Source organism: Methanosarcina sp. DH2 (assembly GCF_020804225.1).
Lineage (GTDB): Archaea > Halobacteriota > Methanosarcinia > Methanosarcinales > Methanosarcinaceae > Methanosarcina.
Map to the genome: position 1 here is coordinate 65,064 of NZ_WJBI01000003.1, position 24,977 is coordinate 90,040.

At 45.1% G+C, this 24,977-nt stretch carries 16 protein-coding genes and 1 rRNA gene; 10 read left to right on the forward strand and 7 right to left on the reverse strand.

The features are described from left to right. Positions 1-3 precede the first annotated feature (3 nt). The 4 genes from cobN to FXV91_RS07125 are packed head-to-tail and all read right to left on the reverse strand — an operon-like array spanning position 4 to position 7,874. The gene (gene cobN / locus FXV91_RS07110; protein WP_229389887.1) at positions 4-3,996 is read right to left on the reverse strand and encodes a cobaltochelatase subunit CobN; all 3,993 of its coding nucleotides are present in this window, start codon (positions 3,994-3,996) and stop codon (positions 4-6) included. A 10-nt stretch (positions 3,997-4,006) separates the two neighbouring features. Then, complete coding sequence (locus FXV91_RS07115; protein ID WP_229389889.1) at positions 4,007-5,716, reverse strand: dehydrogenase; 1,710 nt, start codon at positions 5,714-5,716, stop codon at positions 4,007-4,009. A 4-nt stretch (positions 5,717-5,720) separates the two neighbouring features. Then, positions 5,721-7,241 carry a hypothetical protein gene (locus FXV91_RS07120; protein ID WP_229389891.1) on the reverse strand — a complete coding sequence of 507 codons (1,521 nt, stop codon included), beginning with the start codon at positions 7,239-7,241 and terminating at the stop codon, positions 5,721-5,723. 45 nt (positions 7,242-7,286) lie between these two features. Next, entirely contained in the window at positions 7,287-7,874 is a 588-nt protein-coding gene (locus FXV91_RS07125; protein ID WP_229389893.1) for a hypothetical protein, read from the reverse strand. Positions 7,875-8,226: 352 nt separating this feature from the next. Between FXV91_RS07125 and FXV91_RS07130 the strand changes: the two genes are divergently transcribed. The 9 genes from FXV91_RS07130 (at position 8,227) to FXV91_RS07170 (ending at position 21,707) form a co-directional block, all read left to right on the forward strand. Further along, positions 8,227-9,984 (forward strand): S-layer protein domain-containing protein, encoded by a 1,758-nt coding sequence (locus FXV91_RS07130; RefSeq protein ID WP_229389895.1) that lies wholly within the window; start codon positions 8,227-8,229, stop codon positions 9,982-9,984. Between the two features lie 23 nt (positions 9,985-10,007). Next, entirely contained in the window at positions 10,008-12,062 is a 2,055-nt protein-coding gene (locus FXV91_RS07135; protein WP_229389897.1) for a putative cobaltochelatase, read from the forward strand. Between the two features lie 111 nt (positions 12,063-12,173). Next, positions 12,174-15,032, forward strand: coding sequence for a DNA-directed DNA polymerase (locus tag FXV91_RS07140; RefSeq protein ID WP_229389899.1), 2,859 nt, complete (start codon positions 12,174-12,176; stop codon positions 15,030-15,032). Positions 15,033-15,828: 796 nt separating this feature from the next. Then, positions 15,829-16,716 (forward strand): PstS family phosphate ABC transporter substrate-binding protein, encoded by an 888-nt coding sequence (locus tag FXV91_RS07145; RefSeq protein ID WP_229389901.1) that lies wholly within the window; start codon positions 15,829-15,831, stop codon positions 16,714-16,716. Between the two features lie 48 nt (positions 16,717-16,764). Then, positions 16,765-17,655 carry a phosphate ABC transporter permease subunit PstC gene (pstC, locus tag FXV91_RS07150; protein WP_229389903.1) on the forward strand — a complete coding sequence of 297 codons (891 nt, stop codon included), beginning with the start codon at positions 16,765-16,767 and terminating at the stop codon, positions 17,653-17,655. A 68-nt stretch (positions 17,656-17,723) separates the two neighbouring features. Beyond that, positions 17,724-18,581 carry a phosphate ABC transporter permease PstA gene (pstA, locus tag FXV91_RS07155; RefSeq protein ID WP_229389912.1) on the forward strand — a complete coding sequence of 286 codons (858 nt, stop codon included), beginning with the start codon at positions 17,724-17,726 and terminating at the stop codon, positions 18,579-18,581. A 124-nt stretch (positions 18,582-18,705) separates the two neighbouring features. Next, on the forward strand, positions 18,706-19,497 hold the full coding sequence (gene pstB / locus FXV91_RS07160) for a phosphate ABC transporter ATP-binding protein PstB (protein ID WP_229389905.1): 792 nt from the start codon (positions 18,706-18,708) through the stop codon (positions 19,495-19,497). A gap of 5 nt (positions 19,498-19,502) precedes the next feature. Next, entirely contained in the window at positions 19,503-20,153 is a 651-nt protein-coding gene (gene phoU / locus FXV91_RS07165) for a phosphate signaling complex protein PhoU (RefSeq protein ID WP_229389907.1), read from the forward strand. Between the two features lie 144 nt (positions 20,154-20,297). Continuing rightward, positions 20,298-21,707, forward strand: coding sequence for a dihydroorotase (locus tag FXV91_RS07170; protein WP_229389908.1), 1,410 nt, complete (start codon positions 20,298-20,300; stop codon positions 21,705-21,707). 29 nt (positions 21,708-21,736) lie between these two features. Here FXV91_RS07170 and FXV91_RS07175 read toward each other — a convergent pair whose 3' ends face one another. From FXV91_RS07175 to eif1A, 3 genes are read right to left on the reverse strand one after another with little or no spacing between them, the layout of a single operon-like run. Next, positions 21,737-22,285: a KH domain-containing protein gene (locus tag FXV91_RS07175; protein ID WP_229389909.1), complete on the reverse strand. Its 549-nt coding sequence runs from the start codon at positions 22,283-22,285 to the stop codon at positions 21,737-21,739. Beyond that, positions 22,282-23,067, reverse strand: coding sequence for a serine protein kinase RIO (locus FXV91_RS07180; protein WP_229389910.1), 786 nt, complete (start codon positions 23,065-23,067; stop codon positions 22,282-22,284). Before FXV91_RS07180 ends, FXV91_RS07175 begins: the two co-directional genes overlap by 4 nt. Positions 23,068-23,074: 7 nt before the next feature. Further along, entirely contained in the window at positions 23,075-23,410 is a 336-nt protein-coding gene (gene eif1A / locus FXV91_RS07185; RefSeq protein ID WP_345945480.1) for a translation initiation factor eIF-1A, read from the reverse strand. Positions 23,411-24,247: 837 nt separating this feature from the next. On the opposite strand from eif1A, the gene FXV91_RS07190 reads away from it, so the two are divergent. After that, a 16S ribosomal RNA gene (locus tag FXV91_RS07190) occupies positions 24,248-24,977 on the forward strand; the annotation flags it as partial.

Genomic DNA, 24,977 nt, shown 5'->3' on the forward strand with positions numbered 1-24,977 from the left:
TTCTTATTTGAGGATTTTTCGGATTTCCTGCATTTTCCGATCCCAGTCAGGGACATCTTCAAAGCTTATGATGTCCACAGCTCCTCCCTGGAACTCCCCTTCTCCTGCCAGCTCTTCCATCCAGCTCTCAATTTCAAGGTAAGAGTTTTTCAGGTCTTCAAGCACCTGCGGGTCCGGGTTCCAGAGCCCTCTTGACTGCGCTTCAAGGAGCCTGCGGGACATTTCCTCAAGCGCGTAGGGATTGTTCTCTTCAAAGAACCTGCGCATTTCTTCATCGAGCACGAACGCCTTTGTGATATCGTCAAAGATCCAGTCGTCCACTACCTGGGTAGAAGCTTCCCAACCGTAGACCCTTCCGACCCTCTTAGAAATATCCTGTGCACCCTTGTATCCGTGCTGTTTCATGCCTTCGATCCATTTGGGGTTTAAAAGTCTGGTTCTTACGACCCTCCGCAGTTCATCAGCCATATCCCGGACCTCGACATGCTGCGGTTCTCTTGTATCCCCAAAATAGACCTTCACGTCCCTGCCTGAAGCCTGCTTTGTGGCAGCTGTGAGCCCTCCGTGGACTCCAAAGTAACAGCAGCATCCCAGGAGGTCGTATTCGTCACTGACTACTTTGTTAAAGGTAGCATCAACCGTCTTGAGGTTTGAAGCAAGCTGGGTGTGGGCTTCCTGACCCTTTACGTCTTTTCCATAGGCATATCCGTTCCAGTAAAGAAAGATGTCTGCCAAGTCCTTTTCATCTTTCCAGGCACTTGCATAGACTGCAAGCTGTACTCCGGCGGAATAGGTCCCGGGTTTGCTTGAAAAGATCCTTAAAGTAGCTTCCCTTGAATCCGCGCCTTCCTCGATCATCCTGCGGCTGTGTTTTTTAGGATAGTTCATCTCCTCAGGTTCATCAAGAGAAGCCACAGCCTGGATTGCCTCGTCTATTACCTCCAGGCAGTTCGGGAAGTTGTCCCTGAGAATTCCAGAGACCCTGATAGTAACATCAATCCTGGGCCTACCCAGCTCTTCAAGGGGGATTACTGCGAATCCCTTAAGGCGCCCGTTGCCAAGCCAGCGCGGTTCAACCCCGAGCAGGCTCATAATCTGGGCCATGCCCTCTCCATCAGCCCACATGATGTCGTTTGCCATCCAGTAAAATGCCACGTTTTCAGGATAACGGCCTTCTTCTCTCAGGTGTTTATCAATCAAAACCCCTGAGAGCTGCTGTCCCACTCTCCAGGCAGCTTTTGTCGGGACCCGCTTGGGGTCAAGAGAATAAAAATTCCTGCCAGTTGGCAGTACGTCATCCCTTCCGCGCATGATTAAACCCGAAGGTCCGGCCGGAATGTACCCCCCGTCAAAACCATGCAGAAGAGCTTCAATCTCCAGAGAGGCATCTATTCTGGACTCAAGGTCAAGGATCCTTTCACAGATTGCAGCAGCGATCCGGGAAGAGGTCGGGTTTATGATCTTTCCTGTAAAACTCTGTTCTTTGAATGCCGTTTCTGTAATAATCTGCTCTATAAAACTTTCTTCTGCAGCACTTTGTCCTGTAAAATCCTGCTCTGTTAAAATCTGCTCTATCAAAACCTGTTCTGTAATATTCTGCTCTGTAATATTCTGCTCTGTGAAATTCTGCCCTGTAAAAACCTCTTTGATTACCTGTTCAGGATCTTTTTCCGGGTTACTTATGAATGTCCTGATGAAATTTTTGGAGAGCGAATCAATCTCCTCAAGCCTCTGCCCATTTGACTTTCCATCTGCTGAAATCCGGCTCTGGTCAGAGATCAGTTCGTCAAGCTCAAGCCCCAGAAGTCCTGCAATCAGCCTTCGGATCGAAACACTGTTCTCTGCATTTTCCTGGTCATCATACCTTAAAATTGAGTTTATGAACTCTACCTTCTTCTCGCCTTCGGGGAGCTGTCCGAAGATATGCATCCCGTTATGGATCTGGGTGTTCCTGATCTTTCCGAGGACTTCATGCGCTTTCCTTATAATTTCCTCAAAAGGAGTCTGGTGGTCGGCTTTTATCTCGGAGTCCAGGTTCGATTTTTTAATCTCATCAAGGATCAGGTGCTTCAGGGCATGTGCCCGTCCCTTATCGTATTTTACCTGTTCGTATTCCCCGAGCAGCCTGTCAAGTTCTTCGAGGCTTCCATACAGCCTTCCTGAGGTCATGACTGTCTGCATATGGTCAATAAGACAGGCAAGGCTCCGGCGTTTGGCAATAGTGCCTTCCGGGGGGTTGTCGGAATTGTAAATGTAGAGGTGGGGGATAGTCCCGATTCCGATATCAGGATAACAGTCTCCTGAAAGCCCCACCCCTTTTCCGGGCAGGAATTCAAGGTTGCCGTGGGTCCCGACGTGTACGAGCACATCGGCTCCAAAAGCGTTCTCCAGATACCTGTAGGTCGCAAGGTACTGATGGGTTGGAGGGACACCAGGGTCGTGCAGGATCTTGCAGACCTTTCCGTCACACCTGGCACCTGCACACCCGCGCTTCGGCTGCACACAGACAACAGCGTTTCCATACTGTATCCCGGTAACAACTATTTTGTTTTCATAGACCATTGCAGCATGAATGTCGTTGACTTCTTCTCCAGGCGGGGTTCCCCATCCCTCGATTACCCGCTGTCTTACATTCGGGCTCAGGGTATTGAAAAATTGTTCATACTCCTCTTTTTCCACAAAAGCCAGAACCCCTCCGTTTTTTACGATTTCATTAATCGGGGTCCATCTGAACTCGGAAATTGCTTTTTTCTTGAGAATGGTTTCGATAAGCTCCCTGCCGTCCAGGGGAGGGTTGACAGCATAGCCTGCTTCTCGCATCCGATTTAAAATTCTTGCCACACTTTCAAGGGAATCAAGGTTAGCAGCATCCCCTACCGAGCCTTCAACTCCTGTGCAGGGCCTGTTGTGCAGGATAAAGGCAATTTTTCTCTGGTTTATCGGTTTTTTCCGGAGGGTTATCCATTTAAGGACCCTGGATGCAAGTTTTGAGCAGCGTTCCTGGATAGGGGCACGCCCTATGTAATTTCCTTCATTTTTGCCTGCCCCTATTATGATGGGCTCGATTACACCCTCAAACTCAGGCAGAGCTACACCCCACCCGATCTCAGTGCTTAAACCCTGAGACTCCTGCCACTGCTCTTGTGTAACGTAGTGGGAAATAATCGGCTGGAAAACAGGTACGTCAAGGTTCTGTAGCAGTTCTACTCCTTTCTCGGCACATGAGCTTTCATCTTCTTTATTTTTGTTACTCATTATGAAAAACGGAGAGAGTTTCACAAGAGCGTCTATGATGGGTTTGTCATTTTCAATGAAGTAATCTTCAATGACCTCATTCATGCCCCTGCTGCCAAGTTCTCTATCTTTTAACGAATACGCAAAAACAGGAATAACAGAAAGTCCAAGGTTTTCGAAATCTTTTATGAGGGTCTTCTCAATTTCAAGGTCATTGTTTACCCAGGAAGTCCTGGAAATGAGCAGCCCCACGGTTTTATCCTTCAGGGGCCCGTACCAGTTCAGGTACTCCCGGAGGCTTGAGAACATTTCCCCGGCATCCGGGTGATAGAGCCCGTCCCATGGAATTTTTACCGGGGGCTTTACTTCAATCTCAGCCCCAAAGACCTCTTTTAAGAGGTAGCACAGCATATTTCCAAAGTTTTCTTTTCCTCCATATATTATGTAAGAAAAACATGTGGCTGCAATCTCAAGTTTCACGGAGGAAAGGGTGAAACTGGAGGGGGTGCTTCCCACACAGATTACGGGTATCCTTGTTTTTAAGGGTTCGAGCCTTTTATAGAACTCTTCCCAGAAAGGATTGGCTATATGGTAAATAAAGACGGCATCAGCGTGCTCACATGCAGAAAGCACCTTCTCAGTTTCTTCTGGGTCCTCTTCCAGAATTTTTGAGTAATAAGCCTCAAGCTCTATTCCAAGTTCTTCTGCGGCTTCAAGAAGAGTGGGAATGTATGAATTCCAGGTTACTGAAACGATTTTCATTTTTTCCCCCTCATGTAAGAATATGCACTTTGTATTCTCCGAGCACGGTTCCGTCATCAAGCCTTGCAGGGGCTTCTAAGGCTGCAATATACCTGCCGTCAGAAGAGATATCCGCAGATACTGTAATCCCTTCGGTTCCGTAAATCTGGCTGAGCCTGGAACTTGCACCTCCGCTTTTTGAGACGTCAAAGACATAAACTCCGTGAACGCTCCTGTCCTCGGTTACCAGGTTCTGGGCAAGAGGGATCACGAGGTAACGGTCATTCTGTGCACATTCCCCTGCATAGCCATCCAGTCTCCATTTCCACAGCAGGTTTCCGTCAGAATCATAGGCAAAGAGACTGTTTCCGCTGGGGTGTTCAAATGGGGCATCCTTATTCTTATCTTTGGAGAAAGTGCTCCCAATTGAAAAGATCAGGGTATCGTTGACAATGTAAGCATAATTTGCACTGCCGTAGATGGGGACTCCACTGACAACTATCGGGGTTGAGATGTTCTGCTGCCAGGCAATCTCCGGGATCCCGGTCTCGATGATGCGGGAGTTATTGAATAAAAAGGCTCTGCCATCGCTTGTCATTGTAATTAGCTGTTCTCCGTCAGGAGTGATCTGTGTACTGTACCAGATTGAAGTATAGTCAAAGAACGGTTCAACAGGGAGGATCTGGTAGCTCCAGTGCTCTTCTCCCGTGTTTCCATTCAGGACATGCACAGTCCCGTCTTTCCAGTTATCCGCTTTTGTAAAACAGGTGGTGCCGAAAACAGCGTATTCCCCTCCAGGGGTGGCATCAATCCATGTAACTCCCGAGTCCATAAGTTCTGATTCCGGGAATTTCCAGCGCAGGTTGCCTTCGGGATCAAAGGAATAAACCCTTCCCAGGTATTTGTATTTCTCACCGATGTAGCCGCAGGCCCTGCTGGCAGCGACATAAATATTCCCGTTTGAATCAAGTTTTATCTTTTTCATGGCAGGCATGTACTTGAGGTCTGAACCCAGTTCTTTCCCTGCCCCGAATTTCCATATTTCGGTGCCGTTGAGGTCAAAACAATAGATAAAAGCATCCGGGCTCTCTTCTCCCACAATAAGGTGCTTGCTGTCTTCTGAAAACTCTATATCAGCGATCCTCGCATCCGATATCCCTTTAACAAGCTGCTTTTCCCAGACCTTTTCCCCGGTTGCAAGCTCTATAAATTTCAGAGAACCTCCATGGGTCCCAATCGCAAGATACTTGCTGTCAGGAGAGAATTTCGTCACGCCTTTTGTGTTCATTGAGGTTTTTTCGATAGGCCCGGGAGTTACATCCTCAAGCTCTATGGTGTACTCCTCTTTCAAAGCCGGTTTTTCAGGAGCATATACCTCAAGAGCACTGGATGCCCCAGAACCAGTTATTACCTCAAACTTATACCGGGTTTCAGGGGTCCAGTCAAAAGATAAAAAGGACTGGTCTTCGGTTTTTTCAATATCAAGAACATCTACTTGGTTGTCTTCTGAAGAAATCCTGATCTCTGAGATCTCGGCTTCGTCTTTCAGAGTTAGCAGGGCTCCGGTCCTTGAGAAGACTACCGAGTCGATGGGTACCCCGGCTTCGGAACTTATCTCCTGCGTATCTTCTATCCCTGAAGCCTGAGCCGATGCGCTGCTGCCGGACTCCTGGCTATTTTCAGCACATCCTGCAGTCATTAAAATCATAATAAGCAGGGCTATCAATAATTTCCATTTCATTCTCTCACCTGACAATTATTAACCTGTGTTTTCCAGTTACATCCCCTTTTTTGAGTTGCAGAGGGACTTCGACTGCGGCTACGGTACAGTCAGAAGAAATCTCAGCATCCACAACAACCCCTTCTGTATTGAAGGTCCAGAGCAGCTTTGAATTCCCATTCCCGGATTTCTGGGAATCAAATGCATGGACTCCATGAGCCTGAGTATCGCCTGCGGACATATCTTTTCCGACTGGCAGGACAAAGAACCTCATATCCGGAGAGAAGAAAATCCCTGCACAGCGTCCTCCCAGGTTATAGATCCAGGAAATTTCTCCTGTGTCTACATCGCATGATATGAGATAATTTTCAAGAGGGTGTGCCATCGGGACCTTATCTGGATAGTATGCGGGAAGTGTGGCTCCCGTAAGGTAGAGTACCTCATTTTCAGCAGCGATTTTTGCATTTTCGCCGTAAGTATATATGACACTTCCTTCAAGCCCCTCTGGAGCTGTCACGTTGGACTTCCATTTATCGGAGTACCACTCAGATTCGCCATCCCCTGGCTTTTTCATCTCTAAGTCATTAAAAAGGTATTTTCTCCCGTCTCCTGTATAGGCAGTTACCATGGACCCATCATCTGAAACATCAAGCCCGTGCCAGATGGCTGCAGAAACAAAATAAGGTCTGAGAGGAGGAATTTCATATTTCCAACGGAGATTTCCACCATCATTTACAGAGTAAACGACTGCATTTACTTCAAGGGAATTTGTCCAGTCCCCTGTTGAAAAAACTACATTTTTTCCGTCCTTGCTTGAATCAATCCAGTTCACACTCCGGGCGTAATTTTCTGCCGTCGGGAGTTTCCAGGAAAGGTTGCCATCGGGGCTGAATCTATACACCCTGGAAGCCAGCTCATATCCGGAATCTTTCCAGTACCTGCCTGCTGCAATGTACACAGCATTATCAGCAGTCGTTATTCTGTATATGCAGGGTTGATTTCTGGGGTTCGTGCCGGTTCCCAGGTCATCTGCAGTCCTATAACTGCAGATCTCTTCTCCTGTGCTGGCGTTCATGAAATGTATATAGCCGTCAATACTTCTCTCTCCAGCAAGCAGGTATTTTCCGTCTTCCGAGAATGTGAGGTCTGAAATGTTTCCCTTGAGGGCTTTTTCCCAGAGCACATTTTTGCCTGCTACGTCGATAACTGTAAGGTTCGAGCCTGTTCCGACAGCCACATATCTTCCATCCTGCGCATAACTTACGCAGTCCTGAACGCTTGATCGCCCTTCACTTATGTTTTCCGGGGCTACATATCCAAGCTCGTACTCCCAATAAATATAGGGTGAAGACTTTTCATAAGATGCCGTGTTTCCTTGATTCAACCCACTGCTCGGACTCTCTTCTCCGTTTTCATTCTCTTCATCCGAAGAGATACTGTCGGAAGATTCGCTATCATGGGACATTACTCCGGAAGACACACATCCCGAACATACTAAGAAAATAAGTGTAACTATGAGTATCAGTGTAACACTGCTCTTTTTCATTTTCTGGCTCCTCTGGTTTTCAGGCTTTTTTGATTTATTTTATGATTAGCCGTATATTTTCAGGTCTGATATTCTCAAAATGTTCATGTGCTCGGTGCTGCTGTCCCCCAAACCTGTACTCACTTTCACAATCCTTACATTTTCAGCAGGACCACAATATCTGGTATAATCCGAAACGAGATCTCTTTCAACCTGACTCATCGGGATTCCGGAGATCACAATAGAAGGAGAAAAACGCCGTCTATTTTCCCTGTCCCGGTAAAACTCGCCTTCAGACTGCGGGTTCCTGCTGCCGGCTGCAACATAGTAAATGGATTTATGATCACTGAATGTGACCTTTAACCAGAGGCTGAAATTATCCGTATCCTGCCCATCCCACTTCCAAGAAATTTTTCCAGGGGACAGGCTTACGTTTTTATTCCATACTCCTTCCTCGGTCTGTGCAGAGTTTTTAGTGTCCAGATACAGTGTGCCATCTTCACATCTGAGGAAATCTCCTTCAATCTCTGAGTTATCCTCAAAATTTTCCTCATAAACTATCTTTTCAGCAGACGTCGTTTGAAAATACAATATTGCCAGAACTGCAAGAAGCAGGAATATAATTCCCAGTACAGTACTTTTTCCTGGCGACATGAAAAATATTCATTATCTTAGAGTTAATAAATATTTCGAAATAATCTTAAATTTTACAAATATAGTTATATTTTTTTTAAAAATATGGTTACTTATTAGAACTAATTTTAAGAATTATATTTGCAAAAGATAAACTTCAAGTTCTCTCAAAAATAAACATATACTACTTTTCTGGTTTGCTTTTCTCTAGCTTTCAAAGTCAATGGACTATGTGCCATGTAGATCTCTCAAAAGGAACAGAGATATAAACTCCGAAATTGATCTCATTTGGATCTTTTTTCTCAAAATTTATTTCATTTAGAGTATCTCAAAAACGAAAAGGTTATTTAGTAATACTAGTGTTGCCATTATTATGGACATTATCGATGATAAACATACTATTTTACAAATTAAGCACGTAGTTTTTTTCATATTAATGGTTTTATTTATTACCATTCCTGTTGAAGGTGCTATTGAGCAAAGGGGGCAGCTCATTAGTATTGCAGGAGGGGATCATCACATTCTCAATGCAGAAAACTGCCCGGGATTTTATTATTCAACCACTTCCGGGACATACTATGAGTCGCTGGAGCTTTCTTTTTCAGAGGACGGGTTTATTGATGCGGGAGATGCAATTTATACTTCAAAAATCAGCTCCGGTTCAACTGCTTTTTTTGGGAAGAAATATAAGGTCCTTGAGGATGGGTTGCTCAGCGAAAGCCTGGTGAGTTCCGGAAGCCGTGATCTTCAAAAGGGGAATGACTTTGATCTCGGAAACGGCTGTAAACTGGTGCTTCAGGGGATAAACGGGAACTACGCTCTGCTCGAATTTCAAAAAAATTCCGTCCCTATTACTACGAAATCCGTTGAAGAAGGCTCAAAATTTAACTTCACGACAAAGGTCGACGGCACAGAATATGTGATCATGGAAGGAACTTTGGAAAAGGTTCTTGACAGCAAGGATCCCATCGTGCGCCTTAAAAGCGTAAACCAGTATTCAGATACACCTCTTAAGATCGAAAAAGGAGATGAATACGGCAAGTTCGAAGTCACTGCAGTCACAAACAAAACTATCGAGTTGAAAAACAGCGCGCCTATAAGAATGCAGCTAGGAGATTATGTCACCATCCTTGACGACCTTATTGATTTAAGAGTTGCTGATAATGTGTATCGGGCATGTTCTTACAACATGACTCAGGATACTATCAAATCGTATAAGATCAGGGGCACATCCTTAGCTGTAAACCGTTCTGATTCCTCTCCGGACTCCTGCACCTGGACAGCCGATTCTTTTGGCATGCTTTTTTACGACCCCGAGTACGATCTGAGTACAGAAAGCCTTGAACTTTCCCTTGATGCCGGAAGCGACTGGATTCCGGAAGGGGGCCTGGTTTATGAGTCCTTGCCTGTTAAGGTCGCATATAAAAACCCGGAGATGGGGGATTACGGGGAAGACTGGTTCAATAAGGGATACTCAGTACTTGGCTGGAACGGTGAAAAATACGCATATCTCGGAACTGACAGGGGCATTGTAAATATCCTTCTGGATGAGGATGAGAAAATCCTCCATCCCGATGAGGAATATGACCTGAAAGAAGGGCATACCCTGAAAGTCACTGATCTGGATTCGGATAAAGCCTGCCTGACTGTTTTAAGGAACAACCTTCCTGTTTATTCGAGCATAATCTCTCCCGGCAAATCGGCAGACCTGGGCACCCACACCTTTCTCTACACAAAGGAATTAAATGGGGTTGAAGTACCCCTCTTTTCGGTATATGTTGACAGCGTCATGCAGGGGAATGAACTTTCGGCTGTTAACCTTAAACACCTTTTGCATCTCTCTGACAGCCCATTGGAACTGAATCATGGGAAGGATTTTGGGGAACTTGCTGTTGTTGAGACGTATCCGAAACTGAGACTGGAAAATAAGCATGTTGTCTGGTCTGGTTCGGATATCAATGTGACGGAAGAAATCTGGATTGGCCGGTTTGAAAAGAAGGCATCAGGGAATTTGTATGTTACCTTTTACCCTTATATGAACAGGGTGGAAAGTGTGGACTCCATTCTCCCTTCCACAACTCCAGTGTCCATACCTGCAATGAGTGTTGAAGAATACCTGATCGGAATCTGAAAATAAATCCTTGAGGCAAAACCATGAAGAACCACAATATTACTACCTACCCTTTTTCCGCTATAGTCGGGCAGGAAAAAATGAAAAAAGCCCTGGTCTTGAATCTCATCAACCCGAAAATCGGAGGAGTCCTTATCAGGGGTGAAAAAGGTACTGCCAAATCAACTGCAGTCCGGGCTCTTGCCAATCTCCTGCCTGAAATCGAGGTTGTTGAAGGTTGCAAGTTCAAATGCAGCCCTGATAATGAAAGTGGACTGTGTGAGGAGTGCCTTGAAAAACTAAAGACCGGAAACCTGAGAGTTTCCCCGGTAAAAATGAAAGTTGTGGACTTGCCCGTAAGCGCCACTGAAGATCGGGTTGTCGGGACTCTTGATATCGAACATGCCATTAAGAAAGGGGAAAAACGTTTTGAGCCCGGGGTGCTCGCAATGGCTCACAGGGGCATTCTGTATGTGGACGAGATAAACCTTCTCGATGACCATATTGTAGACGTACTCCTGGATTCTGCGGCAATGGGGATAAACACTATCGAAAGAGAAGGGATCTCTTATTCTCATTCTGCGACTTTTGTGCTCGTAGGCACCATGAATCCGGAAGAAGGAGAACTGCGGCCTCAGTTACTGGACCGTTTCGGTTTATGCGTGGATATAAGAGGCATTAATGATGTGGCCAGAAGAGTAGATCTTATAAAATACAGGCTGAGTTATGAGGCAGACCCTGAAGCTTTTGAAGCAAACTGGCAGGATGCCGAAACCGAGCTTTGCGGGCAGATTCTTAATGCGAAGCAGCTGCTTCCTAATGTCACAATTTCGGATGAGATGCTTGAGTTAATCAGCCAGATCTGTGTTGACATGGGGGTTGATGGGCACAGGGCAGATATCACCATGATGAAAGCCTCAATCACCCTTGCAGCTTTTAACGGAAGGACTGATGTCCTTGAAGAGGACGTAAAAGAAGCTGCAGAACTGGTACTCTCTCACCGTATGCGCAGGAAGCCTTTTGATTCCCATTCCGACAAACAGGATAAACTGGATGAAAGTATTGAAAAGCACAGAGAAAAACAGAAAGAAAAAGAGAAAAATAAACACGAGCAGCAGAAGCAGGAATATAATGAAAATCCTGAAAAACCACACGAACATCCCGAAGAGCAGCAGCCGGACAACACACAGAACCAGATTGAAGGACAGCCGGACGCCTCTTCTGAAACTATTTTTTCGATGGGGGAAAATTATCAGATAAAACAACTGGTTCCTGAATTTCGCAGGGCTAATCGAAACGGGTCAGGCAGGCGCAGCAAGACCCTGACTCGATCTAAAAAAGGCAGATATATAAAAAGTTCAATTCCTCATGAAAAAACCACAGACCTTGCTTTTGATGCCACCCTGAGGGCTGCTGCTCCCTTCCAGCTTACGCGGGAAAAGAATAGCAATTCCGTAGCAATTCATGAATCCGATTTCAGGGAAAAAATCCGGGGGAAAAAGATCGGTAATCTTGTACTCTTTGTGGTTGATGCCAGCGGTTCTATGGGAGCCCGGCAGCGCATGGTTGCTTCCAAAGGTGCGGTCCTTTCAATGCTTATGGACGCCTATCAGAAACGTGACAAAGTGGGGCTTATCGCTTTTAAAGGGGATAGTGCGGAACTGCTGCTGCCTCCAACATCCAGTATAGAACTGGCTCAAAAGTATTTGCAGGAAATGCCTACGGGTGGAAAGACGCCTCTTTCCCGAGGACTTGTCAAAGGGTATGAGGTCATAAAAACTGAACTCCAGCGTGATCCTGACACCTGTCCTTTTATGGTTCTGATCTCTGACGGCAGGGCCAATGTCAGTATGAATGGAGAATCTCCTCTTCAGGAAACGAAAACAGTAGCTTCCCGGTTAAGAGAGGAAGGCATACAATCTGCCGTAATTGACACCGAAAACAGCATGATAAAATTCGGGCTTGCACAGCAGATTTCTACAGCACTTGGGGCCACATACCTGACCCTTGAAAGTTTAAAAGCAGATTCTATAGTCAGTGCCGTTCGAGCTTCGGCCCCGTTTGAGGTCCGGCCACCTTCAGGCGGTTTTTCAGTTTGAGTTCTTTTGTATCACCTATTTTTAGTATCTGGCATACTTTTTTCAAAACAGGGTTTTATTTCTCAAAAATACAACAAAAGCTATATGTCTATCTAAAGCCGTAAACCATCTATGGATTTTCAGATCTTGGATGCTGATTACGAAATCGTTGACAGCAGTCCTGTCATCCGCCTCTTTGGCAGGGGAGCGGACGGTAAAAGTGTATGCTGCTTTGTCCCGAATTTTGAGCCTTACTTTTATCTCAAGGCCTCCGGAGACCTGCACGTTGTAGCGAGGCTTATAAAAGACACTTTCGAGCAGGTCAAAAAGGTTGAGATTGTCGAAAAGTTCGAGCCTGTGGGATACCAGAAAACAAAGAAAGAAATGCTCAGGATCACAACCAGCCTGCCAAGGGATGTACCTGAGATCAGGGATGAGATTCTGAAGATCCGGGATGTTTTGAGGGCAGAAGGCGACTGGCAGGTTTATGAAAGTGACATTCTTTTCAGAAATCGTTTTTTAATTGACAGGGATCTCGGAGGCATGGTCTGGGTTTCTGCAGAAGGACAGTCAGTTGACCCTTCCAGGTACTTAAGGGCAGGTTCTACAGGCAGCTCCCGCTGTGAAAACTTTGCATGTGATGCCTCATTCCTCGCTTCCGGGCTAAAAAGAGTTGAAAATCTGACTATTGCTCCTCTAAAGTATCTTTCTTTTGATATTGAGTGCCTACCCTTTGAGGGGGGGATGCCTTCTCCAGATGTCTCGCCCATAGTCATGATCAGTTTTTCTTTCGAGCCCGAATATAAAGGGCATAAGACCCTTATTCTGCTGGCAAAACCTGCTGCCGATATGGACGGAGATGTCCTTCCCTGCAAAGACGAAACCGAGATGTTAAACCGCTTTTTCGAGATTTTTTGCGAATATGATCCTGACATTATTGCTGGGTACAACCACCAGGACTTCGATATTCCTTACATCACTGACAGAGTTAAAACCCTGACTGGAAAAGGGGAAATTATCAATCCGGTTGCTGGCAGGGATGGCAGCCAAATAGGTTATAGGAGGTTCGGTCTTCTTACCCGGACTGAATTGAAAGGAAGGGTGGTTGTGGATGCCCTTCCTCTTGTAAGGAGAGCTTTCAGCCTGAAACAATATACCCTGCGAGCCGTTTCAAAAGAGCTTCTTAACCGTGAGAAACTTGATGTTCCTCCGCTGGAAATGGAAGAGCACTGGAATGACTCAGGGGAGAAATTCCGGAAATTCGTTGATTATGCACGCAGAGACTCCGAGCTTGCCCTTGAGCTTGTCCTTAAGCTGAGGCTTCTTGATAAATACATTGCCCTTGCCCAGGTAAGCGGGAGCCTGCTCCAGGAGATTGTTGATGGGGGCCAGACTTCCATGGTCGAGACTCTTCTCCTCAGGGAATTCGGGTTAAGGGACAGGGTTATTCTTCCTAAGCCAGGGGACGAACTTTCGGCAGAAAGGTTTGATATGAGTTCGGACCTGAAAGGCGGAGAGGTGCTGGAACCGAAAAAGGGCCTTCTGGAAAACGTTCTGATTCTTGACTACAAGTCTCTTTATCCGACCATTATGATGGCTCACAACCTGTGTTATACAACTGTTGTGACTCGAAACCAAGACCGGCCCGAAGGAGAAACTATTAAACCTCCTTCGGGGGGAGAATTCGTGCCTCCTGAGGTCTATAGAGGGATTGTACCTTCCATTCTTGAAGACCTGCTTAACCAGAGAGGAGAGACAAAGAAGAGAATGAAGCGGGCTTCGGATGAAAACGAGTACCGAGTACTTGATGCCACCCAGCTCGCTATAAAAATCCTGCTGAACAGTTTTTACGGCTATTCAGGGTATGCACGGGCAAGGCTCTACAGCCTACCACTTGCAAATGCCGTAACCAGTTTTGGGAGAAGCAATATCCTCAACACCCGGGACCTTATCAATAACGATATAGGAAAAATCGTTCTCAGGGACTCGGCAGCTTTACTTCTCGAAGAAGCAGGGGAACTCTCCTCTCAGGACAGAATAGTCGAAATTTCAGTTGCCTACGGTGATACGGACAGTGTTTTTGTGCAATGCAGGTCCGGAGGAAACCTTTCTCTTGAAGAGGTCAGCCTTGTGGGGAACCGACTCGCAGGAATTGTTTCGGCTTCTCTTCCCGACCCGATGGAGCTTGAGTTTGAGGCTATTGCGGAACGAGCACTTCTCATTGCAAAGAAGCGTTATGCGCTCTGGCTTTTTGAGCCCAGAAACTCAGGCTGGGAAAGCAAAATCAAGGTCAAAGGTATGGAAACTGTTCGCAGGGACTGGTGCGAACTGACCTCGATCACCCTCAACAAGGTTCTTGAGCTTGTGCTTATAGAGGGTGATGTTGACCAGGCTGTAGAATATGTCCGTAAGGTGGTCAGTGATGTCCGAAATCTTGACCCCGGGAAAGATGCCGAGCTTATTGAAAAGCTTGTTCTGACTCGGACCCTCACCCGAAAAACGGACAGCTATAAAAATAAGCAGCCTCACCTGACAGTCGCGGAAAATCTGAAAAAAAGGACCGGGGTTATGCCTTCAATAGGGACAAGGATTCCTTTTGTCATCACTGCAGGAAAAGGCCTCTTTGTAGACCGCGCCGAAGACCCTGACTATGTCCGAGAACATAATGTGTCTATAGACGTCGATTATTATGTTAAGAAACAGATCCTGCCTCCTGTAGAACGTATTCTGGAAGTCTTCGGGGTCAAAATGTTATCTCTTGACTTTGATGCAAAACAGAAAGGTCTCTTTGACTTTGAAGTGAAGAACTCTGAAGTGAAGAACCCTGAAGTGAAGAACTCTGAAGTGAAGAACCCTGAAGTGAAGAACCCTGAAGTGAAAAAGCAGGAAAAAATATTCTCTCAAAGGGAGAATGAAGGGATATTGCAGGAAGAGAAAACCCAGTGTCTGGAGAATGGGCGTGCAGAGCAGCGTTCCCTGTTCGACTTTTGAATTTTCTGAGTTTCGCTTCCTTCTCCAAATTGCGCCCCGGGAGTACGTGGTCCTTTTCGCTTCACTTCGTTTCGCTCAAGAGGACTAAATTAAAAATTCCGATGAAGGGACTCGACGAAGGAGAGCGGTCTTTCCCGTAAAAAGAAGAAAAAAATTATTATAGAGCCAGTAAGTAGTCAGTACGTAAGAATTGTCAATTAAGAACTAGCGTGGGCGACTGTAAATAACTCATAAATGCGACTGTAAATAACTCATAAATGCGACTGTAAATAACTCATAAATAAAAGAATTTCTTCAATTTCCTTTTTTACTTTTCTTTTTGCTTCTTTCTACGGACCACCAGACAGGCTGGCGAGTACTTCCTATATTTACCTGTGAAATAAAACCGGTTTCCGGGTCAAGAGAAGTATTTTCCAGTAAGGAATGTATTTCTTTATTTAGTTTCTCTTAATACCAGCACGAATCCACTTTTTATTATTTCTTTCGCGGCTGGTTGACGGCTTTAGCCTCAGGGTACAGAAGAAGAAAACTAAAGATTCCATTCCTGGATATTCTGAGTAATATTAACGATTAATCAGGGATTATCAGGTTATTGGCAGTGATTTACCTATATGTCATACGCTATCTATATAGTTAAGTGGTTTCATTGGGGTTTATTATTTGTATGTACTTCCATATACTTTATATTGGGAATCTTTATATATTTCTCTCATTTTATAGTGAATTGTACTGGAAATGTTTCAGATAGCTATAGATTGTGAACTTATTACTATTTATTTCTTGGAGTATGTGTAACATGACAAATAATTTAAAAACATACACGATCCTCACTCTACTGGTGGTTGGACTCGTATTTTTGGGAATTGGGTGTACCGGAAATGAGAATAGTGAGGGCCCTTCCGAGGGAGCCCCTGCAGCCGAATCACAGAGTATTTTTCTGAAAGGTTCAGATACAGTTCTCCCCCTTGCTCAGGCTGAAGCCGAAGAATTCATGATTGAAAACACTGATAAAAGTGTAACTGTTACCGGGGGCGGGTCAGGTGTTGGGCTTACAGCTCTCATTGACGGCGAGGTAGACATTGCTACTGCGTCCAGAGAAATTAAAACTGAAGAAATAGAAGCTGCTAAAGCAAATGGCATCGATCCGGTGGAGACTACTATTGCCTATGACGGTATTTCAGTTGTTATAAATCCTGAGAACCCTGTTACTGAACTTACTTTTGACCAGTTGCGCGGCATCTACAATGGAAGCATCAGCAATTGGGAGGATGTTGGCGGAGAGGACAGACAGATTGTGGTGATTTCCAGGGACAGCAGTTCCGGGACTTACGAATACTTCAAAGAGGAAGTTTTACAGGGAGACGAATATCGGCCTGACGCCCTTACCCAGCCTGCTACAGGTGGAATAGTAGGTGAAGTTTCTCAGAACCCCAATGCAATCGGTTATATCGGCGTTGCTTACCTTGATGGCAGTGTAAAAGCCTTAAGCCTGGATGCCGGGAACGGCTCTGAAGCTCCAAGCTCTGAAAACATCCTCAATGGTGCATACCCGCTTTCGAGAGCTCTCTACTTCTACACTAACGGGGAACCCTCAGGCCTCACAAAGGAATTCGTTGACTATGTGCTGAGCGAGACAGGGCAGAGTCTGGTTACTGAAGTCGGATACTTCCCGATAGAACAGTAATAACGGTAGATTAGTACAGACGGTAAAAGTTATTTCAAGGGAAAAAATATGTTTAATAGGAATTATAAGGAAAAAACAATCGAATCGGTGCTGTTCTCAGTAAGCGCCCTTACGGTCGTTATCCTTCTCCTTATATGCCTCTTTTTATTCAGGGACAGCTTACTTCTCTTCAAAGAGACCTCCCTTCTCGACTTTCTCACAGGGAAATTCTGGTACCCGACGTCCGTGAACAGGCAGTTCGGGCTATTGCCTCTCTTTTTCGGCTCCCTTATTGTTACTGCCGGAGCAATCCTTTTTGCAGTACCTCTGGGAATTGCTTCTGCTATTTATATTTCTGAGATCGCACACCCGAAGGTTGCAGATGCCCTGAAACCCTTTATTGAGATCCTTGCAGGGATCCCTTCTGTTGTATTCGGGTTCTTCGGGCTTGTTATACTGGTCCCGGCTGTGCAGAATACATTTAACCTGCCTACCGGACAAACTGCCCTTACAGGTTCCATTATGCTTGGAATCATGGCACTTCCTACAATAATTACTATTTCGGAGGACGCCATAAGTTCGGTCCCTAGCACTATCAAGCAGGGTTCTCTGGCTCTGGGTGCCACAAGATGGCAAACCATATACAAGGTCATAGTCCCTGCAGCTCTGTCCGGAATTTCAGCCGCCGTAATGTTAGGGATGGGGAGGGCTATAGGGGAGACAATGACTCTTATGATGGTAACCGGAAACACTGCAGTAATTCCTTCTTTTCCCGGAGGGATCCTGGACCCTGTAAGGACGATGACTGCCACAATTGCACTTGAGATGGGTGAAGTTCCTCAGGGAAGTGCCCATTTCCATGCCCTCTTCGCGGTCGGAACTGTGCTTTTCACCATAACTTTCCTGATTAACCTGATTGCGGATTTGATCAAAAATAGATACAGGTTCAAGGTGGACTGAGCGTGGAATTAAGTTCAAAAGTATATGAAAAGGATCATAAATCTATTCGGGCGCAGGGTGGACTGAGTATGGGACTGAATGCAAGAACAAATGAAAGAATCGCTTTTACATTGCTCACCCTTTCAGCAATGACAGTAGCGGGGTTTGTGGTGATTATCCTCGCCTATATTATTTACAACGGATACAGTGTAATTAGCATAGAATTCCTTACTGAGATGCCCCGTATGAGAATGACCCAGGGTGGAATCTATCCGGCAATTGTAGGTACTGTTCTCCTTATCATAGGGTCGATGGGTGTAGCTCTTCCCATGGGAGTTATGGCTGCCATTTATCTGAACGAATACGCAGGAGAAACCCGCACTACCTGGCTTATAGAAATGGCGATCAACAACCTTGCAGGCACTCCTTCTGTAGTGTTTGGGCTTTTCGGGCTGGCACTGTTTGTTAAGTACGTTGGTTTCGGTTCTTCTCTACTGTCGGCTTGCCTTACCCTCTCTCTTCTGATTATCCCGGTAATTATCCGCTCTACCCAGGAAGCCCTGATTGCAGTTCCTAATGAGTATCGGGACTCCTCACTTGCACTTGGGATCAGTAAATGGCAGACTATAAGGCATGTGGTACTGCCGGCTGCCATTCCGGGAATTATTACAGGTTCGATTCTGAGTATCGGGAGGGTTGCAGGGGAAACGGCCCCTATTCTTCTAACAGGTGCTGCTTACTTTCTGCCAAGGCTGCCTGATTCGATATATTCCCAGTTTATGGCTCTTCCTTACCATCTTTTCGTGCTGGCAACCTCCGGGACAAACATTACTCAGAATCGGCCCATTCAGTACGGTACGGCTCTGGTTTTATTGAGTATAGTACTGGGCCTGAACATCATTGCGGTTTTGATCCGCAGGCATTATAGGCAAAAATTGCAAATTTGATTAAATTCTGATTTGATTAAATTCTGTATAATATTTGATTGAATTCTGAGACGTAAAATATAAGTTTGACATAAGTTTAGATTCTTAATAAATTCTCAGGTTTATATATAATTGGGGTCGGTAAATGACTGAAGTTGTTCAAAACATAGCTCAGCCTCGTGTGGCTCAGCCTCATATAACTGTAGGAAATCTTAATCTGTGGTACGGGGAAAAGCAAGCTCTTAAGAACATATCCATGCACATCCCCAAAAACAGTGTAACTGCTCTTATAGGTCCTTCCGGCTGCGGCAAGTCTACTTTTATCCGCTGCTTAAACAGGATGAATGATCTTGTTAAAAACTGCAGGATTGAAGGCAAGGTTTTAATTGAAAATAAGGATATCTATGGAGCAGATGTTGATGTTGTTGAGCTCCGGAAACAGGTAGGTATGGTTTTCCAGAAGCCCAATCCCTTTCCCATGTCTATTTATGACAATGTTGCATATGGGCCGCGTATTCATGGTGTAAATAAGAAGGATATCAACGGAGTTGTCGAGGGTGCTCTTCATTCTGCTGCTCTCTGGGATGAAACTTCAGACAGACTCAAATCTCCTGCTCTTTCTCTAAGCGGTGGACAGCAGCAAAGACTGTGTATTGCCAGGACTCTGGCAGTGAAGCCCAGAATTATTCTTTTTGATGAGCCTACCAGTGCTCTTGACCCGATTTCTACTTCAAGGATTGAAGATCTAATCATGAATCTTAAAAAAGATTATACAATAGTAATCGTAACTCATAATATGCAACAGGCAGCCAGGATATCAGATTATACCGGTTTTTTCTTTATGGGCGAATTGATTGAGTTCGGTCAGACAAGGCAGATATTTCATAGTCCAAAGGAAAAGAGCACTGAGGATTACATTACTGGCAGGTTCGGGTGATTAAAATGGTTCGAGAACGATACCTTCAGCAACTGGACCTGCTTAAAAAGTCCGTACTTTCTTTAGGGAAAATGTCCGAGCTGATCTTTCACGATTCTATGGAAGCGGTTATAGACCTCAACGTCGAGCTTGCCAGAGAGACTCTTGCCCATGAGTCTGAAGTGGATAAACTTGAGAAAGGAATTGAAGCCTCTGTTTTCGACCTGCTTGCGCTTCAGCAACCTATGGCAAGTGACCTCCGGCTTGTCGTATCAGCACTTAAGATCTCAGCAGACCTTAGAAGAATTGTAGGCCTTTCAATTAATATTGCCAAAATCCCTGGAAAAATCGAAGGCGGACATATAAAGCCGCTCATAGATACGAAAAGAATGGCAGATATTGCAGCATATATGCTTGAAAACTCTATGAAAGCCTTCTTGACTCAGGATGCGGGACTTGCAAGAGCAACAGCAGCCCGGGATGAAGAGGTCGACAAGCTCTTTTACTCAGTATGGGTTGAGTTGATAGAAATGATGGCAAAAGATACCAGTATTATTTCTAAAGCCACATATTTGCTTTTCCTGATTCGTTATATTGAAAGGATTGCGGATCACTGCTGTAATATTTGTGAAAGCGTTGTCTACCTTACTACAGCTGAACATGTCAAACTCAACTAATCTTTTCTTTTTTATTTTTCTACTTTTTTATTTTTTCTCTCCAAAAGGCTTTTCCTTTATGTTTTTTCTACTTCTTTTTCATGCCCGGTTCTCAGTTTCCGCCGATGTACATGTTTTAAGTACGTTTTAAGCGTATAGACGCCCATGCCTGATATTCATATCAAAAATACGAGAATTTATTACAATAATTCTCTTCAGCCTGCAGAAATCATTATTGAGAATGGCAGAATTACAAAAATCGGAAAGGATTTCCGGGTCTCAAGTTCGGATATGGTAATAGATGCAGGAGGTGCACTTACCCTGCCTGCCGGAATTGATGTGCACGTCCACTTCAGGGAACCGGGTATGACCCTGAAAGAAAACTGGTATACAGGATCATGCTCTGCAGCTGCCGGAGGGATTACCACTGTTATCGACCAGCCAAACACCATACCTCCTACAACGGACAGGCGTTCTTTTGAACAGAAACTTAAACTTGCCCGGAAGAAGTCTATTGTTGATTTCGGGATCAATGGCGGGGTAACAGGAAATATCGAAAAGCTCAAAGAGCTCTGGAGGCTGGGTGTTATGGCTTTCGGGGAGATTTTCATGGCTGAGTCTACAGGCGGGCTGAATATCAATGAGGAAACATTTGAAGAAGCCCTGGCTGAGATCAAAAATCTCGGAGCTCTTGCTACAATCCATGCCGAGGACGAAAAAATGCGCCTTGAATTGGAACAGCTGTTAAAAGATGACGTTTCTTATGATTACCATTCAAGGGTACGCCCAAACGCCTGCGAGTCATCGGCTGTCCAGAATGCTCTAGAGCTTGTTTCCAGACTCCAGGTAAGGGCACATTTCTGCCATCTGAGTACGCTTGAAGCTGTGGGAATGATCCGAAAAGAAAGATATCTTGCAAAAAGGGAAAACAAAACACCCGTTTTTACATGTGAAGTCACTCCCCATCACCTTTTTCTTTCCATAAAAGACTGGGAGAGGCTCAAGGCTTTTGGCAAAATGAATCCTCCTTTACGAGGGGGCCACAGCATAAAAGCGCTTGTAAACGGGCTGAATGACGGGACTATCGACATGGTAGCGTCAGACCATGCTCCACATCTTGAGTCTGAAAAGGATCTTGATATCAGGTTTGCTCCTTCCGGGGTGCCCGGAGTTGAGACTCTCATGCCTCTTATGCTTGCGGCAGTCAGGAAAAATATCCTGCCTCTTTCACAGATGATAATGGTTACAAGCTGGAACCCGGCAAAGGCTTTCGGGCTGGACAGCAAGGGCAAGGGCAGGCTTGAGGTGGGTTTTGATGCAGACCTTATGATTGTAGATCCGCGCAACCTTCAACCCATAAGGGCTGAGATGCTGCACAGTAAAGCTAGCTGGACACCTTTTGAAGGCATGGATGCAGTCTTCCCGGAGTATACGTTATCCAGAGGTGAAATTATCTGGATGGAAGAGTCCATTAATGCAAAGCCTGGCAGGGGTAACTTCCTTGAGGGCGGTGGAAAAAGATCAAAAGAAGATGAGGAAGACGAAGAAAACTCTGAAGAGGCCGGATCCGATTGAGGTTCCGGAACTCTTTTTTAAACGTTTTTTCAGTAAAAATCAATTGAATCCAGTTGCGAGTGCATAAGTTCCTGATGTTTCTTTTCAAGGAACTTGTAGACTGCGCCGTGAGTAGCTCCGTCAAGCAGCATTTTTATGGCTGTCCGTATTATGGTATTCTGCTCAGGGTATCCGAGTATGGATACGGTTTTCCCGTATACGGAAATCTTGACATTTATCAGGCTTTCTGCAAGTTCTCTGGTTCGACCATTTCTCCCTATTATCCTGCCTTTTACTCGCTGGAGTTCTTTTGGAGTAGTAGCAACGTCGGAAAGGTCAATTACCTCAAGCATCAGCATGTCGTCTTCAAGGATTTCAAGAGCTTTTTCGGGACTGAAGCCTCTTCCTATGGCTTTGAGGGTTTCAAGAATCCTGAATTCTTTTAATGGATCTCCCTCGCAGGTAACATCGATTTTTCCGCTTTCGCTGTCTATGTCCAGTTGACAAGCGGTTTTATCCTCGATAAATTTCTTTGTTTCTCCTTTCGGGCCAATAATTGCTCCGATTCTCTCTTTGGGAATTTTGAGGTACTGGGTCATGTAGTTTCCGCCTGTATTTTTGAAAGTAGTTCTTCAGGTTTGTCCTTGATTCCGTATCGGCCGAAGAACCTGAGTATATTTTGAATGTCTCTGTAGAGAAACTCTCTGGCATTAGGATGTTCCAGAGTCACAGACTGTCCCATATCGATGAAAACAGGGGTCGTATCTGTCGGATCAATGAGGATATTGTACTCACTCAGGTCAGCGTGCACGAGATTAGCTTCTTTATAGAGCAGACGCATATATTCAACGACTCTGTCATAAACAAGCTTTGCCTCATCATTTTCCAGGTGCGTATTCTTTAACAGGGGATAGGGTATCTTTTCTTTTCCCATGAACTCCATGATAAGAATATTTTTCTCCGCAATCACTGGCTCAGGCACTCGTACTCCTGCGATCTTTGCACGCTTAAGGTTCTGGGATTCTTTGCGTGTCCATGCAAAAATTATATCTCGCCTGTTATTTCGAATATTTGTAAAGCGAGGGTCTTTCATAATATAGGGGTTCATCGCCTTGAAAGTACTGTTGGCAATTCTGTATATCTTTACTACCAGTTCTCTTTTTTCCTCGCCTTCTGCATAGAAGACATTCGCTTCCTTTCCAGTACTGATGGATCCCCCCAGTGCCTTTATTATACCTTTATTGGAAAGGGTATAAAGGATCTTTAGAGTAGGAACATCAAATACGTTCTCTTCCACTTTCAGCCGCTCGGAGTCTTTCTCCCTGGCACGCGACTTATCCTTGGCGGTATCAATGCGCCTTATTTTCTCGTCCTGGTCCATTCCTGTATTATCCTTTCAGGTACCCTTTTCTCTCGAGCCAGTCTACCTGTGGTCTTGTATATTTCCATATCACGTCTGCCTTTTCGTTCTGAAACTCCCATGGCACAACAATGACGACATCTCCCTCTCTAATCCAGGTTTTCTTCTTCATCGAACCCGGAATTCTCCCCATACGGACGATCCCATCTATGCAACGGAGCCTGAGACGATTTGCACCAAGGAGACTTTCAACGGTTGCCAGAATCTCATTATTTTCCTTGCGCGGAGTGCGTACTCTTGTAATTGGCTCTTCCGTACTGGGATTGGCTTTTGATGCAGGTTTCTTTAAGTCTGCCAGTGTGATACCTCATTATATGTAGTTTGTAATTATTATTTTATTTATTATTTTTATACCCTTAAATATCCTTATATCTCTTTTTTCGGGCTTTAAGGTTATTCGTCATGCAGCTTTCAACTTTCTGTTGTTATTTTAATGCTGCGCTTTTCTGTTTTTTTTTCTGTGCCTCTTTTCATTGTTTTTTTCAAGGTAGTGCGCTAGGCGACAGGTATATATATCGGATGTGTGTTTGCATGTCTCATGCGCAAAACAAGCGTGCGCCGCTCTCGAATTATTAATTCCAGGGTGGAATTCAGGAACTGAAAAAACAAAATTCCATTATATGTTATGTTTGTTTTTCTTTATAATGTTTCCTGAATGAAAAGCTTTATATACTAAAACTAATGTATATATGTTTCCCGTTCCAGCATGAATATTGTTGTGCTGGTTGGTTCTCTCATAGTTATATTGGTTAATGTTTCTCCGTTTTAAAAGGGAAATAGATACCTTTAAATACGATGGGTGCATACATATGTATTCCTGATCTAGTGTGGTTCTAATAACATGCTAGAGGGTTTTTCTCATAGTGATCTGGTTGAAGATCCTTCCTGTCAAAAGGGGAATTCGATACCTTTAAATACTATGAGTGAGTAACTATAACTTCCTGCATCATAAATGCAGCAATTACTATTCATTAAAAATGGAGACAGAAGTTGTTTTCTGTCTGACGAGGATTTGTCGGTTCGGTTAATTCTGGGTGATAGGTGTTTTCACATCTATCGCGAAATGAACTAACTGAATTTGATGTTGTTAGTGCAAGTTTCTGCGACCAAGACCTTTAATTTCAACGAGTGTGCTATAACAATTCTGGTTGATCCTGCCAGAGGTTACTGCTATCGGTGTTCGCCTAAGCCATGCGAGTCATATGTTCTTCGTGAACATGGCGTACTGCTCAGTAACACGTGGATAACCTGCCCTTGGGTCCGGCATAACCCCGGGAAACTGGGGATAATTCCGGATACCGCATATCTGCTGGAATGCTTTATGCGTAAAATGGATTCGTCTGCCCAAGGATGGGTCTGCGGCCTATCAGGTAGTAGTGGGTGTAACGTACCTACTAGCCAACGACGGGTACGGGTTGTGAGAGCAAGAGCCCGGAGATGGATTCTGAGACATGAATCCAGGCCCTACGGGGCGCAGCAGGCGCGAAAACTTTACAATGCGGGAAACCGTGATAAGGGGACACCGAGTGCCAGCATCATATGCTGGCTGTCCAGGTGTGTAAAATACACCTGTTAGCAAGGGCCGGGCAAGACCGGTGCCAGCCGCCGCGGTAACACCGGCGGCCCGAGTGGTGATCGTGATTATTGGGTCTAAAGGGTCCGTAGCCGGTTTGGTCAGTCCTCCGGGAAATCTGACGGCTTAACCGTTAGGCTTTCGGGGGATACTGCCAGGCTTGGAACCGGGAGAGGTAAGAGGTACTACAGGGGTAGGAGTGAAATCTTGTAATCCCTGTGGGACCACCTGTGGCGAAGGCGTCTTACCAGAACGGGTTCGACGGTGAGGGACGAAAGCTGGGGGCACGAACCGGATT

Excerpts from the sequence above, each read along its gene's own strand:
- cobN (WP_229389887.1), bottom strand. The coding sequence starts at position 3,996 with ATGAAAATCGTTTCAGTAACCTGGAATTCATACATTCCCACTCTTCTT.
- FXV91_RS07115 (WP_229389889.1), bottom strand. The coding sequence starts at position 5,716 with ATGAAATGGAAATTATTGATAGCCCTGCTTATTATGATTTTAATGACT.
- FXV91_RS07120 (WP_229389891.1), bottom strand. The coding sequence starts at position 7,241 with ATGAAAAAGAGCAGTGTTACACTGATACTCATAGTTACACTTATTTTC.
- FXV91_RS07125 (WP_229389893.1), bottom strand. The coding sequence starts at position 7,874 with ATGTCGCCAGGAAAAAGTACTGTACTGGGAATTATATTCCTGCTTCTT.
- FXV91_RS07130 (WP_229389895.1), top strand. The coding sequence starts at position 8,227 with ATGGACATTATCGATGATAAACATACTATTTTACAAATTAAGCACGTA.
- FXV91_RS07135 (WP_229389897.1), top strand. The coding sequence starts at position 10,008 with ATGAAGAACCACAATATTACTACCTACCCTTTTTCCGCTATAGTCGGG.
- FXV91_RS07140 (WP_229389899.1), top strand. The coding sequence starts at position 12,174 with ATGGATTTTCAGATCTTGGATGCTGATTACGAAATCGTTGACAGCAGT.
- FXV91_RS07145 (WP_229389901.1), top strand. The coding sequence starts at position 15,829 with ATGACAAATAATTTAAAAACATACACGATCCTCACTCTACTGGTGGTT.
- pstC (WP_229389903.1), top strand. The coding sequence starts at position 16,765 with ATGTTTAATAGGAATTATAAGGAAAAAACAATCGAATCGGTGCTGTTC.
- pstA (WP_229389912.1), top strand. The coding sequence starts at position 17,724 with ATGGGACTGAATGCAAGAACAAATGAAAGAATCGCTTTTACATTGCTC.
- pstB (WP_229389905.1), top strand. The coding sequence starts at position 18,706 with ATGACTGAAGTTGTTCAAAACATAGCTCAGCCTCGTGTGGCTCAGCCT.
- phoU (WP_229389907.1), top strand. The coding sequence starts at position 19,503 with ATGGTTCGAGAACGATACCTTCAGCAACTGGACCTGCTTAAAAAGTCC.
- FXV91_RS07170 (WP_229389908.1), top strand. The coding sequence starts at position 20,298 with ATGCCTGATATTCATATCAAAAATACGAGAATTTATTACAATAATTCT.
- FXV91_RS07175 (WP_229389909.1), bottom strand. The coding sequence starts at position 22,285 with ATGACCCAGTACCTCAAAATTCCCAAAGAGAGAATCGGAGCAATTATT.
- FXV91_RS07180 (WP_229389910.1), bottom strand. The coding sequence starts at position 23,067 with ATGGACCAGGACGAGAAAATAAGGCGCATTGATACCGCCAAGGATAAG.